Source organism: Streptosporangium sp. NPDC049376, assembly GCF_044466505.1.
GTDB lineage: Bacteria > Actinomycetota > Actinomycetes > Streptosporangiales > Streptosporangiaceae > Streptosporangium.
Genome location: NZ_JBITMT010000001.1, coordinates 597,182 through 610,119, shown reverse-complemented (window position 1 = coordinate 610,119; position 12,938 = coordinate 597,182). Strand labels below are relative to the sequence as shown.

The window sequence follows — 12,938 nt, the reverse complement described above, 5'->3', positions numbered from 1 at the left end:
GGGGTGCTCCGAGGACGACTCACCATTTTTTGACCAGCGCGATTAACGGTGCGTAGTCGTCGATGTACGGAGCGTTCCGAGGCGACGAGCGGCAGCGCCCGGACGACGAGCGGTAGCCCCTCCTTGGGACACCTCCCCCGGCCGGTCAGGCCGGTCCTGCGGCCAGCACCCCGGTGCGATGGAGGTGGTCGCGGGCCGCGGCGATGGCCTGCGGGGTGGTGGCGAAGACGTGTCCGGCCTCGTCGAGGTCCGCGATGACACCCAGGGCGTTCAGCGGCTGGTGGTGGCCGTCCCGGATGCCCGAGACGTAGACGGTGATGCCGCGCCGTCGCAGCCGCCCGATGGCGTCGGCCAGGACCAGGGCGCCGCTGGCGTCCACGGTGGTGACCCTGGACATGCGCAGGATGACCACCGAGACGTCGGCGACCTCCGACAGCTGCAGCAGGAAACGGTGGGCCGCGGCGAAGAACAGCGGCCCGTCCAGGCGGTAGGCGACGATGTGCTCGGCCAGCAGGGCGTGTTCCTCGTCGGTGTGGTCACCGGGCAGGTCGGGCCGCAGCGGCATGGCCTCAAGGCGGACGTCGCGGGCGACGGCCCGCAGCGCCAGTGCCCCGGCCACGATCAGGCCGAGGATGACCGCCTGGACCAGGTCGAGCGCCAGGGTGGCGACGGCGGTCAGCGCCAGCACCACGGCGTCGCCGCGGGTCGAGCGCAGCATGGCGACGACCGAGCCGACCTCGACCATCCGGATCGCGGTGGCCAGCAGCACCCCGGCCAGCGCGGCCAGCGGGATCCTGGCGACCAGCCCGGCGGCGGTGAACACGATCAGGCCCAGGATCACGGCGTGCGCCAGCGCGGCCAGCCGCGAACGGGCGCCCGAGCGGACGTTGACGGCGGTACGGGCGATCGCGCCGGTCGCCGGGACGCCGCCGAACATCGGCGCGAACACGTTGGCCAGTCCCTGCCCGAACAGCTCCCGGTCGGGGTCGTGCCGGTGGTTGACGCTCATTCCGTCGGCGACCGCGGCCGACAGCAGCGACTCAAGCCCGGCCAGCGCGGCCACCGCGACGGCCGGGGCCAGGAGCGACCCCAGGGCCGCGGGGTCGAGGAAGGACAGTGAGGGGGCGGGAAGCCCGGCGGGCAGTTCGCCGATCCGGCTCGCCTCGATCCCGGTCAGCTCGACCACGACGGTCGCGCCCGCCACGACCAGCAGGGAGAAGGGGACGGTCGGCCGCCATCTGGCGCCCACGAGCATCGTCGCGACCACCCCGGCCGCGATCGCCGGGGCCCATCCCCCGGGGTCGGCGGCGAAGTCGAGCACGGCCCGCCAGGCCACGACCGTGACCTTCTCCCCCTCGGGCGTCGGGACGCCGAGCGCCGCCGGGATCTGCTGGAGCCCGATCACGCAGGCGATGCCGAGGGTGAAGCCCTCGACCACCGGGGCGGGCACCAGCGCCATGTACCGTCCGGCACGGGCCAGCGCCAGCGCGATCAACAGCAGCCCGGCCATCACGCCGACGGTCAGTACTCCCGAGGCGCCGTGCTCGTGCACGATCGGCACCAGCACCACCGTCATCGCCCCGGTCGGGCCGGACACCTGCAGGCCGGATCCGCCGAAGAACGCGGCGACCGTGCCCGCGATCACCGCGGTGGCCAGCCCGGCCGCCGCGCCGAGTCCCGAGGAGATGCCGAATCCGAGGGCCAGCGGCAGCGCCACGATCGCCACCGTCAGCCCGGCCAGCAGGTCCCTGCCCGGGCGGCGGGCCATCGCGGCCATGTCCGCCCTGCCGGGCAGCAGCGCGCGCAGGCGGCCACCCGGCGAAACCACCGTGTTCACGACGTGCCGCTCCCCGCCCTGTCCCGCAGCAGTTCGTCGAGCAGTTCGTTCTGCCCGGCCAGCTTCTCCGTCAGGAGTTCGCGCGCCGCCCGCAGCAGGCCCGCGACGCGCCCACCGGCCAGCGCGTAGACCACGGTGCTGCCCTCGCGCTGCGCGGTGACCAGCCCGGAACGGCGCAGCACCGCCAGGTGCTGGGACAGGCCGGTCGGCTCGACCTCGATCTCGGCCAGCAGTTGCCGTACCGGCCTGGGGCCGTCCTGCAGCAGTTCCAGCACCCGGATGCGCACCGGGTGCCCCAGCAGCCGGAACAGTTCCGCCTTGGCCTCGTACAGCGGTATCGACATCACGAGTCCGCCTCCTCCTCGGCCTGGGGGCCGAGGTCGAGGCTCACTCCGTGTTCGCGGGCCAGACGCCGGACGTCCTCCCACTCGTTCTTGGCCGCCAGGCCGGCGTGCACGTCGTCGTCCTCACGGGCCTGCTGCAGGGCCTGCCAGGCCTGGCGCGCCCGTTCTCTGATCGCCGCGGCGAAAGCCGTACTCACGTCATCCCTTCGATCGCGGCGCGACCCGGGGGGACACACCTACGTAATTGCGAATTTTCGCAATTACGATACCTCGTGGCCGGACCACCCCGGCCCGCGAGGGGTCACTCCTCGCCGGAGAAGCGCTCCCAGGCCGACTGACGCGTCATGCCCAGGGCGGCACCGATCCTGGCCCAGGTGACCCCGCGCCCGCGCAGCCGTTCGATCCAGGCCCGCAGGTCGCCCTCGACCCTGGCGCTCGCCGCCGCAACGCGGGGCAGGTGGGCGAGGATCTCCTCCTCGGTCATGCCCTCGGGCCAGGGGATGCCGGGGACCTCCTCCTCCGGCTTCTCCGGCTCGCCCTGCTCGGCCGTGGACGTCCGGGTCTCGGCGAGGATCGCGACGCAGAGGTCGACGCACTCGTTGCAGATGTAGACGCCGGGACCGGCGATCACCTTCTCCACCTCGGTCTTCGGCTTGGCGCAGAAGGAGCAGTGGATCTCCTGCTCGGCGAAAGACGTCACGGGCATACGGCCCTCCACGCGTATGGCTGTCAGGCCCACCCTGACAAGCATCGTCGCGAGCCTATACCGTCAGGCAGCACCTGACAAACATCAACCGAGCGTCCCCTGGGAGGCCGGACGGTCCTGGAGCTGACGGACGAGCCGCTCCCTGACCCGGCGGGTGTGGCGGCGGCTGACGGGCAGCGTCTCCGCGCCCACCCGCAGTGTCACCCGGCCGCCGTCGAAGTGCAGTTCGCTCACGTGCCGCGCGGAGACCAGCGTGCTGCGATGCACACGTATGAAACCGGAGGAGGCCCAGCGGCGTTCGAGCGCGGCCAGCGACATGCGCACCAGGTAGTCGCCGTCGACGGTGTGCAGCCGCACGTAGTCGCCCTTCGCCTTGGCGAACCTGACCGCCTGCTGGGGGACGAACCTGGTCCTGCCGCCGAGCTCGACCGGGATGACGTCGTCGATCTCCGGTCCTTCCGACGCCTGCGCGGCGCATTCGAGACGCCGTACGGCCTCCGCCAGCCGGTCGGGCCTGACGGGCTTGAGGAGGTAGTCGACCGCCTCAAGCTCGAAGGCCTGGACGGCGCAGTCCTCGTGCGCCGTGACGAACACCAGCCGGGGCGGGTTGGGGAAACCGCCGATGAGACGGGCCATGTCGAGGCCGTCGAGGCCGGGCATCCTGATGTCGAGGAAGACTCCGTCGAGCCGTTCGCCCGCCCCGATCATCTGGACCATGTCCTGCAGCGCGTTCACCCCTCCCGAGGCGGTGAAGACGTGCTCGATGCGGGGGTCCTGACGCAGGAGGTAGGCCAGTTCCTCCAGCGCGGGGACCTCGTCGTCGACAGCCAGGACTCTCAACATGGCCCCACGCTGCCCGCTACGGCCGCCTTCCCGCAAGGGAAGAGGAAACTTAGCGTAACGAGATGACTACAATTAGCTATGCCCGGCAGGAGAGCTTGGGAAGGCGCAGCCGCACCTTGGTGCCCGCGCCGGGCGCGGTCTCCACGACGAGCCCGTAGTCCTCGCCGTAGATGTGGCGCAGCCGCACGTCCACGTTGGCCAGGCCTATCCCGCCCTCACCCCGTTCGTTCCGCGAGTCGTCGCCCAGCAGCAGCCTGGCCCGTTCCGGGTCCATGCCGAGTCCGTCGTCCTCAACGCTGACGTGCGCCTCTGAGCCCGCGTCCGAGGCCAGCACCCGCACCTCACCACACCCCCCGGTCTCGCCCATGCCGTGCTTGATGGCGTTCTCGACGAGCGGCTGCAGGCACAGGAACGGCACCGGGACCGAGAGCACCTCCGGGGCCACCCTGACGGTGAAACGGAGCCGTTCCCCGAACCTGGCGCGCTCCAGCAGCAGGTAGCGGTCGACGCAGTGCAGCTCGTCGGCGAGGGTGGTGAAGTCACGCTCACGGCGCAGGGCGTATCTCGTGAAGTCGGCGAAGTCCATCAGCAGCTCGCGGGCCCGCTCCGGGTCCGTGCGGACGAACGAGGCGATGGTGGTCAGCGAGTTGTAGATGAAGTGCGGGGAGATCTGCGCCCGCAGGGCCCGGGTCTCCGCCTCCATCGCACGCCGCCGTGAGGAGTCCAGCTCGGCCAGTTCGAGCTGGCACGACACCCAGCGGGCGACCTCGGTGACGGTCCTGACCAGTGAGGGGCCGACGGCCGAGTCGTAGGCGGCCAGCGCTCCGACGACCCGTCTGTCCACGGTGAGCGGGACGACGACCGCCCCTCTGATCGCGCATCCGGGGACGCCGCAGGACAGGGCGTGCCCGGTCACCACACGCGGCCTGCCCGAGGCCAGGACCGCACGGGCGTGGCCCGGGGCGTGCTCACGCTGGCAGTCCACCTCGCCGTCCCAGGCGAGCACGCCGTCCACGTCCGTCACCGCGATGGCGCCCGCGCCCAGCAGGGCGCGCAGGTGCCTGATCGTCTTGCGGGCCGAGTCGCGCGTCAGGCCCGCACGCAGGGAGGGGGCCGCCAGCGCGGCGACGTGCAGGGTCGCGAAGGTGGCCTCGTCCGGTGAGCCGCCCGCGCGCCGGGGGAAGACGGGGGTACGGCCCGGCACAACGAATCCCAGGAGAGTCCTGACGGCGCAGAGCAGCGCCCAGACACTGGTCGACATGCGGGAAACCGTAGTCAAACCCGCCTGTCAATCAGGCAAGAACGCCGATCACGGCGGCCCTTCACCCGGTTCCTCCTGATAGGAGTAGCGCTGCTCCCGCCACGGATCGGCGACGTTGTGGTAACCGCGCTCCTCCCAGAAGCCGCGCCTGTCCTCCACGAGGTACTCGATGGCGCGCACCCACTTGACGCTCTTCCAGGCGTAGAGGTGGGGAACCAGGGCGCGGACGGGGAAGCCGCGTTCCGGGGTGATCGGCTTGTCGCCGAGTTCGAGGGCGAACAGCGTGTGGTCGCGGGCGAAGTCGCTCATCCGCACGTTGGCGCTGTAGCCGTACTCGGCCCAGATCATGACGTGCCTGACCTCGGGGGCCGGAGGGACCAGCTCCATCAGCGTGGCGGCCGAGACGCCGCGCCACTCGTTCCCCATGACCGAGAACTTGGTGACGCAGTGGAAGTCCGCGACGACGGTGGTGCGGGGCAGCTCGGAGAACTCGGGCCAGGTGAAACCGTGCGGCTCCCCGGAGGCCGTGGCCCCCATCACCTGCAGCCGCCAGGAGGCGGGCCGGAAGGTGGGCACCCTCCCGTAGTGGATCACCGGATAGCCCCGGGGAACGTACTGGCCGGGAGGCAGGCGCGCATCCTCCCCCGGAGGTTCGGACTGCTCCACCATCACTCCCCTCGCCGTCGCGCCCCGATCACTCGGGGCAATCCTGCCATCGTGCGTCCACCGCCCTCGCGGCGGCCACCCGCTAACGCGTCGCCGGTGTCACCCGGCGTTCACGGGCCCGCCATGGTTCTCCGGCCCCTCGCCGTCGCCTCCCGGCAGTGCGCTACTATTGCCCGCGATGCGTACTGCGTTCTGGTTTTGGTATGGCGACGGACCCGTGGGTCGGACCGTTCGCCTCCAGATGCTGCGCTAGACAGCCAGGCGAACGTGAAGGCCCCGGGTCCGGACAACGGACTCGGGGCCTTTCGTTTTCCCGGAACTTCCACCGGATCAGCGAAGGAGAGACATGGTCATCGTCATGGGCCCCGACGCCACACAGGGCGACATCGAGGCGATCGTGGAGATCATCGGCACCGCGGGCGGCGACGCCTTCGTCAGCCGTGGCGTCAGCCGTACGATCATCGGCCTCGTGGGCGACGTGGAGCAGTTCGGCGCGCTCAACCTGAAGGGCATGCGCGGAGTCGCCGAGGTGATGAGGGTGACGGCCCCCTACAAGCTCGTCAGCCGGGACAACCACCCCGAGCGCTCCACGGTCAGGGTCGGCGGCGTGCCGATCGGGCCGGGCCTGGTCACCCTGATCGCCGGCCCGTGCGCGGTCGAGACGCCGCAGCAGACGCTCGACGCGGCGCTCATGGCCAAGGCCGCGGGTGCGACCCTGCTGCGCGGTGGCGCCTACAAGCCCCGCACCTCCCCCTACGCCTTCCAGGGGCTGGGCGAGGCGGGCCTGCGCATCCTCGCCGACGTGCGCGAGCAGACCGGGCTGCCCATCGTGACCGAGGTCGTGGACGCCCACGACGTCGAACTTGTCGCCTCCTACGCGGACATGTTGCAGATCGGCACCCGCAACGCGCAGAACTTCGCACTGCTGCAGGCGGTCGGCGGGATCGGCAAGCCGGTCATGCTCAAGCGCGGCATGAACGCCACCATCGAGGAGTGGCTGATGGCGGCCGAGTACATCGCCCAGCGCGGCAACCTCGACATCGTGCTGTGCGAGCGCGGCATCCGCACCTTCGAGACGGCCACCCGCAACACCCTTGACGTCTCCGCGGTTCCGGTGGCCCAGCGGCTTTCCCACCTGCCGGTCATCATCGACCCGTCCCACTCGGGCGGACGGCGTGACCTTGTGCTCCCGCTGACCCGGGCGGCCATCGCCGTCGGGGCGGACGGAGTGATCATCGATGTGCACCCGCAGCCCGAGCTGGCCCTGTGCGACGGCCCGCAGGCACTGGTCCAGAGTGATCTTGAGGAGCTCTCCGAGGTGATGCGCACCCTGCCCCCGCTGCTCGGCAAGGCGGCGACCGGCGACGCCCTCGCCACCGCCTGACGACCACCGGCGAGTACGGCCCGGCCCGTGGGCCGTACTCGCCAGTAGCATCGTACTCACCGGTAATTAAGTAGGAACACCCAGGCGTCACGGCCGGCTGCCGGGGATCGTTGGGGCATGACCAAGACGATCCAGCCACGGCACACCGGCGCCTTCTACATCCAGTCGGTCCTGTCCTTCTGCGTCTCCGTCTCGGCGGTCGCCATCGGAGTCGCCTACCTCCCGGTCGAGGCCTGGGTTCGCGCCTTCCTCGGCATCGGCGTCCTGTACGTCGTCACCTCGGCCTTCACCCTGGCCAAGTGCGTGCGCGACCGTCAGGAACTGACCGACGTCACCAGCCGCGTCGACCGGGCGCGGCTGGAGAAGCTCCTGACGGAGCACGACCCCTTCAAGCCTGTCTGAGGCCTCACACCTGCAGCTTGTACTCCTGCAGGGAACCGGCCAGCTGCACGGCGAGCTCCTCGGCGTCCAGGCGCCGCTCGATCTGCTTCAGATCGGCGATCTTGGCGGCGGTCTCCGCCCTGCGGGGCGCCAGGAGCGTGCAGCAGTCCTCGTCGGGCAGCTCGGAGATCTGCAGGGTGCCGATGCGGCGGGCCTCCGCCATGATCTCCGTCTTGTCGAGGCCGATGAGCGGGCGCAGGATCGGCATGTCGACCGCGTCGTCCTGGGCGGTGATGTTCTGCAGCGTCTGGGAGGAGACCTGTCCCAGCGAGTCGCCGGTGACCAGCGCCCCGGCCCTGAGGCGGCGGGCGACCTCCTCCGCGGTCTTGAGCATCAGGCGCCGCTGGGAGATGACCGCCAGCCGCTCCTGGCCCGAGGCCTTGATGGACTGCTGGGCCTTGCCGAAGGGGACGACCCACAGGCGGGACCTGCCCTGGAACTTGTCCAGCGCCCTGGCCAGGGCGTACGCCTTGTAGATCGACTCCGAGGTGGTGAACGGGATGCCGGAGAAGTGCAGGAAGTCCACCCGCAGGCCCCGGCGCATCATCCGGTAGGCCGCGACCGGGGAGTCGATGCCGCCTGACATCAGCACCAGGCCCCTGCCGCTGGTGCCGACCGGCAGCCCGCCCTGGCCCGGCTGCCCGCCGGTGAAGACGAAGACCTCGTCACGGTCGACCTCGATGGAGACCACGAGCTGCGGGTTCTTCAGGTCGACCGGCAGGCCGTAGATGTCGTTGAGCTCGCCGCCCACGGTCCGGTCGAGCTGCATCGAGGTCAGCGGGAAGCGCTTGTCGCGACGGCGTGAGCGGACCGCGAAGGAGACGCCCCGCCGGACGTCCTCCCGGTCGGCGAGCAGTTCGATCGCCGCCTTGGTGACCGCAGAGGGGTCCTTGGCGACCCGCCACGCGCGGTGGATCCAGACCAGGCCGGGCACGTTCCCGACGCGCTCGGCGACCGCGTCGGCCCGTTCGACCCCCGAGCCCTCCGGCAGGAAGAGCGCGATGACTCCGTGGCGCTGCCGCAGATCGACCTTGAAGTCCAGGTCCTTGACGGAGGCCTTGATGTTGGACTGCAGGGTGCGTTCGAAGAGCTCGCGGTTGTTTCCCTTGAGGACGACCTCGCCCAGTTTGAGCAGAACGCAGGGCTCGCCCAAGGCCGACATCGTCATGGCGTAACCTCCGGTGGAACTTCGAGGGGAAAAGGGGCGCACGGCACCGCCGTCACGCGGCGGGAGCCCTCAGGACCGCGCCACAACGCCAAGTGTCGCGCGTTACCTGATAAAGACAACTCACTTTAGTCGCCCCCGGGACCGTCGAGCCCCCTCTCGATGGCGTAACGGATCAGCTGGGCCCGGTTGTGCAGCTGGAGCTTGTTCAGGGTGTTCTGGACGTGGTTCTGCACGGTCCTGTGCGACAGGACCAGACGCTCGGCGATCTGCCGGTAGGACAGTCCCTTGGCGACCAGGCGGAGCACCTGCGTCTCCCGCTCGGTCAGCCGGGGGCCGTCCGCGGGAACCGGCTGGGCGGCCAGCCTGCGGTACTCCCCCAGCACGAGCCCGGCCAGGCCCGGGGTGAAGACCGCGTCGCCCTGCGCGGTACGGCTGACCGCGTCGAGGAACTCCTGCCTGCTCGCCGACTTGAGCAGGTATCCGGAGGCTCCCGCCTTGACCGCCTCAAGCACGTCCTCCTGCTCGCCGCTGGCCGACAGCACCAGGATGCGGGGCTGGGGGTCGTGCGCCGCCAGCCGCCTGGCCACCTCAACCCCGGACAGGTCCGGCAGCCGCAGGTCGAGGACGACCAGTTCGGGCCTGACCGCGGCCGCGGCCCTGAGCGCCTGGGCGCCCTCGCCGACCGTCGCCACGACCACGTATCCCGCCTCGGTGAGGTCCCTGGCCACGCCGTCCCGCCACATCGGGTGGTCGTCAACCACCATCACGCGCATCCGCCAAGCCTAGACCGGACGGGGACGGACATCTCGATCTCCGTCCCCTCGCCGGGGGACGACATGATCGTGACCGTGCCGCCCAAATCGGTGACGCGGCCCCTGATGGACTGGGCGACGCCGAGCCGCCCGGCCGCGGCGGCCTCCTCAAGGCGTCCGGCGGGGATGCCCGGCCCCTCGTCCCTGACCGTGACGGTGATCAGGCCGTCGTCGCTCTCGGCGAAGACCCAGGCGGGGGCGTGCGGGCCGCAGTGCCCCGCCACGTTGTCCAGGGCGGCGCCGACCGCCGCGGCCAGCTCCCTCGCGACGGTCTCGGGCAGGGACATGGGGGTCGCGGGGACCGAGACGGTCACCGAGGCCGAGCCGTACGCCTGGAGCAGGACGCGCAGGTCGGCGACGCCGTCGCGGGGCGGCTCAGGGCGGAGCCTGACGAGCTCGCGCAGCGCGGCCTCCTGCTCGCCCGCGAGCCTGCCCAGCTCGGCGGCCTCCCCTCCGATCTCCTGGCCCCTGCGCTGGACCAGCGCCAGCACCTGCAGCACCGAGTCGTGGATGTCCCTGGCGATCCTGTCCCGCTCGCGCCCCGCGGCCTCGATCTCGATGGCCCGCTGCAGGCGCGCCTCGGCCCTCCTGGCGAGCTGGGCGACGTGCCCGACCAGGACCCCGGCGAGGAAGAGCAGCACGCTGCCGTTGATCGGCAGGTTCTCGAAGCCGACACCGGATCCGCGCAGGTCGTGCAGCCACAGGTCGGCCACTGAGACGACCAGGGCCGCGACCGCCCCGGCGCGGCGCCCGCCGTACACGCCCCAGGCCAGTACGGCGCCGCCCATCCAGGTGCCGGTCACCGGCAGGCTGCCCGTCCGGTAGGCGCCCTGGACCAGCGGGGTGGCCAGCAGGCAGCCGAGCGTCACGACCATGTCGGCGACCAGCAGCGTACGGCCGCGCAGCTCGGGTGAGGAGTAGGCGAAGGTCGCCACCGCGCTCCACAGCGCCATGACGCAGATCACCAGCCAGCCGGTCACCGGGTGGGCGTATCCGCCCGCGCGCAGCAGCAACAGGACCGCGTAGACCAGGGAGGCGACGCGAAAGACCGCGATGACCCGCCAGAACGGACCTTCGATCCCCGTCACTCCTGGACCTTATCGCCACCCGCAACCCTCCCTTCTCTTCCGCGAAACCCCCTCTTTTACGCACAACGACCAACAACTGTCATAATCCAACAAATCACCCACTGACTCAGAAATTGGAACATGTCCCACGTAGACCACTTCTCATATGGCCTGGTCACCCCCATCGCGGCCTATATCGTCTCGACCATCGGGTGCATGCTGGGCCTGGCGCTCACCGCCAAGGCACGGGCCGCGACCGGGCCCGCGCGGGCGCGCTGGCTGGTCGGAGGAGCCCTCTCCATCGGGGGCACCGGCATCTGGGTCATGCACTTCGTCGCCATGATGGGCTTCACGGTCGGCGGCAACCCCATCCGCTACGACGTGCTCCTGACGAGCGCCTCCATGCTCCTGGCGGTCGTCATCGTCGGCGGCGGGCTCTTCCTGGTCTCCTCGAAGAACTACAGCGCGTCCCGGCTGGTGGTCAGCGGCATGGTCACCGGAGTCGGCGTGGCCGGGATGCACTATCTCGGCGTGTCCGCGATGAACATGTCGGCGACCGTCTACTACGACGTGACGCTGATCGCCCTGTCGGTCGTCATCGCCATGGTCGCCTCGACCGTGGCGCTCTGGTTCAGCGTCAAGACGGACGGGACGCTCGCCACCGCGGGCGCGGCCCTCATCATGGGTGTCGCGGTGTGCGGCATGCACTACGTCGGGATGTTCGCGATGGAGGTGCGCCCCCGCATCTCCCTGACGCCCGTCGACGGCGCGCGCGGCATCGACTTCATGCTGCCGGTCCTGGGAGCGGTCAGCCTGCTGACGCTGGGCCTGCTGCTCGCCGTCATCCTGGCGCCCTCCGAGCAGGAGATGCGTACGGACGCCGAACTGCTGGCCCAGCTGGAGAACCGCCGCACCACCGCGCGTCACGCCGCGACCGCGGCCGCGGCGAGCGCCCCCGCCGCGCAGAACACCGGGCAGAACACCGTGCGGAACGCCGGGCAGAACGCCCCCGCCGAGCAGCGACGTCCCTCCCTGTTCGACGCCCAGGACAGGTGATGTACGGCTTGCGCCCGGACGGGCCGCTGCTGAGGCGCAAGCCGTACATGGAGAGGTAGCGGATCGTCGCGCATCCGCGGCCCGACGGTATGCCCGGGGGGTTGCAGAACGTTTGCAGGCCGATACAAGGCGTGGGCGGCGCCCCGTCACCGGTGCGCCGCCCGTCGATCCCGCCGGTTTCCCGGCCCGTCAGCCGAAGAAGACCTCGGCCTCCTCGTAACGGCTGACCGGCACGGTCTTCAGCTCTCTGGTCGCCTCGTCGAGGCCGACGGTGACCACGTCCGTGCCGCGTAGCGCGACCATGGTCCCGAAGCGCCCCTCGTGCACCGCGTCGATGGCGTGCAGCCCGAACCGGGTGGCCAGCACCCGGTCGAAGGCCGTGGGTGTGCCGCCTCGCTGGATGTGCCCGAGGACCGTGGTCCTGGCCTCCTTGCCGGTGCGCTTCTCGATCTCCTTGGCGAGCATCTCGCCGATGCCGCCGAGGCGGACGTGCCCGAAGGAGTCGAGTTCGTTCGCCTGCAGGGTCATCTGCCCCTCGATCGGGTGCGCGCCCTCCGCGACCACGATGATCGGCGCGTAACGGGTCTTGAAGCGTGACTCCACATAGGCGCAGACCCGGTCGATGTCGAAGGGCTTCTCCGGGATGAGGATGACGTTCGCCCCGCCCGCCATGCCCGCGTGCAGGGCGATCCAGCCCGCGTGACGGCCCATGACCTCGCAGATCAGGGCACGGTGATGGGACTCGGCGGTGGTGTGCAGCCGGTCGATCGCCTCGGTCGCGATGTTGACCGCGGTGTCGAAGCCGAAGGTGTAGTCGGTCGCGTTGAGGTCGTTGTCGATGGTCTTGGGCACTCCGACGACGTTGACGTCCTTGTCGAAGAGCTGCTTGGCGACGCCGAGGGTGTCCTCGCCGCCGATGGCGATGAGCGCGTCGACCCCGGTGGCGGCGAGGTTGTCCTTGATTCGCTCGACACCGCCGTCGATCTTGATCGGGTTGGTCCGCGACGAGCCGAGGATCGTCCCGCCGCGTGGCAGGATGCCACGGACCGCCTGGACGTCCAACGGCATGGTCTCGCCTTCGAGCGGCCCTCGCCACCCGTCACGGAAACCGACGAACTCGTGACCGTAGACACTCACGCCCTTGCGCACTGCGGCGCGGATAACGGCGTTGAGGCCGGGGCAGTCGCCGCCCCCGGTAAGCACTCCAATACGCATGGCATCCTCCGGTGGTGGTTCCGAGGCAAGACGGCCAGACTTAAATGGGGTGACGCGGCCGGCGGTCGAGGGATTTTCGGACGCCGACGCAACGCATTCTGCCTGCCGACACGCCAATGGTCTAGACCAAATCGAAGG

Annotated in this window: 14 protein-coding genes; 3 read left to right on the top strand and 11 right to left on the bottom strand. The window is 70.5% G+C overall.

Annotated features, from left to right (window positions below; all coding sequences use genetic code 11):
• Positions 1-145 precede the first annotated feature (145 nt).
• The 7 genes from ACIBVQ_RS02790 to ACIBVQ_RS02760 form a co-directional block, all read right to left on the bottom strand.
• On the bottom strand, positions 146-1,777 hold the full coding sequence (locus ACIBVQ_RS02790; protein ID WP_399175823.1) for a SulP family inorganic anion transporter: 1,632 nt from the start codon (positions 1,775-1,777) through the stop codon (positions 146-148).
• 56 nt (positions 1,778-1,833) lie between these two features.
• Positions 1,834-2,181 (bottom strand): ArsR/SmtB family transcription factor, encoded by a 348-nt coding sequence (locus ACIBVQ_RS02785; RefSeq protein WP_399175192.1) that lies wholly within the window; start codon positions 2,179-2,181, stop codon positions 1,834-1,836.
• Entirely contained in the window at positions 2,181-2,378 is a 198-nt protein-coding gene (locus tag ACIBVQ_RS02780; protein WP_352008920.1) for a hypothetical protein, read from the bottom strand. The genes ACIBVQ_RS02785 and ACIBVQ_RS02780 overlap by 1 nt, the downstream gene beginning before the upstream one ends.
• Positions 2,379-2,482: 104 nt before the next feature.
• Positions 2,483-2,887, bottom strand: a complete 405-nt coding sequence (locus ACIBVQ_RS02775; protein WP_386189996.1) for a ClpX C4-type zinc finger protein — start codon at positions 2,885-2,887, stop codon at positions 2,483-2,485.
• Positions 2,888-2,971: 84 nt separating this feature from the next.
• Complete coding sequence (locus ACIBVQ_RS02770) at positions 2,972-3,730, bottom strand: LytTR family DNA-binding domain-containing protein (RefSeq protein WP_352008919.1); 759 nt, start codon at positions 3,728-3,730, stop codon at positions 2,972-2,974.
• Between the two features lie 76 nt (positions 3,731-3,806).
• On the bottom strand, positions 3,807-4,991 hold the full coding sequence (locus ACIBVQ_RS02765) for a histidine kinase (RefSeq protein WP_362910436.1): 1,185 nt from the start codon (positions 4,989-4,991) through the stop codon (positions 3,807-3,809).
• Positions 4,992-5,039: 48 nt separating this feature from the next.
• On the bottom strand, positions 5,040-5,660 hold the full coding sequence (locus tag ACIBVQ_RS02760; RefSeq protein ID WP_399175189.1) for a sulfite oxidase-like oxidoreductase: 621 nt from the start codon (positions 5,658-5,660) through the stop codon (positions 5,040-5,042).
• A 343-nt stretch (positions 5,661-6,003) separates the two neighbouring features.
• On the opposite strand from ACIBVQ_RS02760, the gene aroF reads away from it, so the two are divergent.
• Both aroF and ACIBVQ_RS02750 read left to right on the top strand, forming a co-directional pair.
• Entirely contained in the window at positions 6,004-7,041 is a 1,038-nt protein-coding gene (gene aroF / locus ACIBVQ_RS02755) for a 3-deoxy-7-phosphoheptulonate synthase (protein ID WP_399175187.1), read from the top strand.
• Positions 7,042-7,158: 117 nt separating this feature from the next.
• A complete protein-coding gene (locus ACIBVQ_RS02750; protein ID WP_184714681.1) occupies positions 7,159-7,443 on the top strand; it encodes a YiaA/YiaB family inner membrane protein in 285 nt (94 codons plus the stop codon).
• Positions 7,444-7,447: 4 nt separating this feature from the next.
• On the opposite strand, the gene thiI is transcribed toward ACIBVQ_RS02750, so the two are convergent.
• The 3 genes from thiI to macS all read right to left on the bottom strand — a co-directional run bounded on the left by thiI (position 7,448) and on the right by macS (position 10,550).
• Complete coding sequence (gene thiI / locus ACIBVQ_RS02745) at positions 7,448-8,650, bottom strand: tRNA uracil 4-sulfurtransferase ThiI (protein WP_352008915.1); 1,203 nt, start codon at positions 8,648-8,650, stop codon at positions 7,448-7,450.
• Positions 8,651-8,775: 125 nt separating this feature from the next.
• A complete protein-coding gene (locus tag ACIBVQ_RS02740; RefSeq protein ID WP_399175821.1) occupies positions 8,776-9,414 on the bottom strand; it encodes a response regulator in 639 nt (212 codons plus the stop codon).
• Entirely contained in the window at positions 9,414-10,550 is a 1,137-nt protein-coding gene (gene macS / locus ACIBVQ_RS02735) for a MacS family sensor histidine kinase (protein WP_399175185.1), read from the bottom strand. Before macS ends, ACIBVQ_RS02740 begins: the two co-directional genes overlap by 1 nt.
• A gap of 120 nt (positions 10,551-10,670) precedes the next feature.
• On the opposite strand from macS, the gene ACIBVQ_RS02730 reads away from it, so the two are divergent.
• Positions 10,671-11,585 (top strand): MHYT domain-containing protein, encoded by a 915-nt coding sequence (locus ACIBVQ_RS02730; RefSeq protein WP_399175183.1) that lies wholly within the window; start codon positions 10,671-10,673, stop codon positions 11,583-11,585.
• Positions 11,586-11,774: 189 nt separating this feature from the next.
• On the opposite strand, the gene ACIBVQ_RS02725 is transcribed toward ACIBVQ_RS02730, so the two are convergent.
• Complete coding sequence (locus ACIBVQ_RS02725; protein ID WP_352008912.1) at positions 11,775-12,800, bottom strand: 6-phosphofructokinase; 1,026 nt, start codon at positions 12,798-12,800, stop codon at positions 11,775-11,777.
• Positions 12,801-12,938 lie beyond the last annotated feature (138 nt).

Coding starts and splice junctions, on each gene's coding strand:
- ACIBVQ_RS02790 (WP_399175823.1), bottom strand. CDS start 1,777: ATGGCCGCGATGGCCCGCCGCCCGGGCAGGGACCTGCTGGCCGGGCTG.
- ACIBVQ_RS02785 (WP_399175192.1), bottom strand. CDS start 2,181: ATGTCGATACCGCTGTACGAGGCCAAGGCGGAACTGTTCCGGCTGCTG.
- ACIBVQ_RS02775 (WP_386189996.1), bottom strand. CDS start 2,887: ATGCCCGTGACGTCTTTCGCCGAGCAGGAGATCCACTGCTCCTTCTGC.
- ACIBVQ_RS02770 (WP_352008919.1), bottom strand. CDS start 3,730: ATGTTGAGAGTCCTGGCTGTCGACGACGAGGTCCCCGCGCTGGAGGAA.
- ACIBVQ_RS02765 (WP_362910436.1), bottom strand. CDS start 4,991: ATGTCGACCAGTGTCTGGGCGCTGCTCTGCGCCGTCAGGACTCTCCTG.
- ACIBVQ_RS02760 (WP_399175189.1), bottom strand. CDS start 5,660: ATGGTGGAGCAGTCCGAACCTCCGGGGGAGGATGCGCGCCTGCCTCCC.
- aroF (WP_399175187.1), top strand. CDS start 6,004: ATGGTCATCGTCATGGGCCCCGACGCCACACAGGGCGACATCGAGGCG.
- ACIBVQ_RS02750 (WP_184714681.1), top strand. CDS start 7,159: ATGACCAAGACGATCCAGCCACGGCACACCGGCGCCTTCTACATCCAG.
- thiI (WP_352008915.1), bottom strand. CDS start 8,650: ATGACGATGTCGGCCTTGGGCGAGCCCTGCGTTCTGCTCAAACTGGGC.
- ACIBVQ_RS02740 (WP_399175821.1), bottom strand. CDS start 9,414: ATGGTGGTTGACGACCACCCGATGTGGCGGGACGGCGTGGCCAGGGAC.
- ACIBVQ_RS02730 (WP_399175183.1), top strand. CDS start 10,671: ATGTCCCACGTAGACCACTTCTCATATGGCCTGGTCACCCCCATCGCG.
- ACIBVQ_RS02725 (WP_352008912.1), bottom strand. CDS start 12,800: ATGCGTATTGGAGTGCTTACCGGGGGCGGCGACTGCCCCGGCCTCAAC.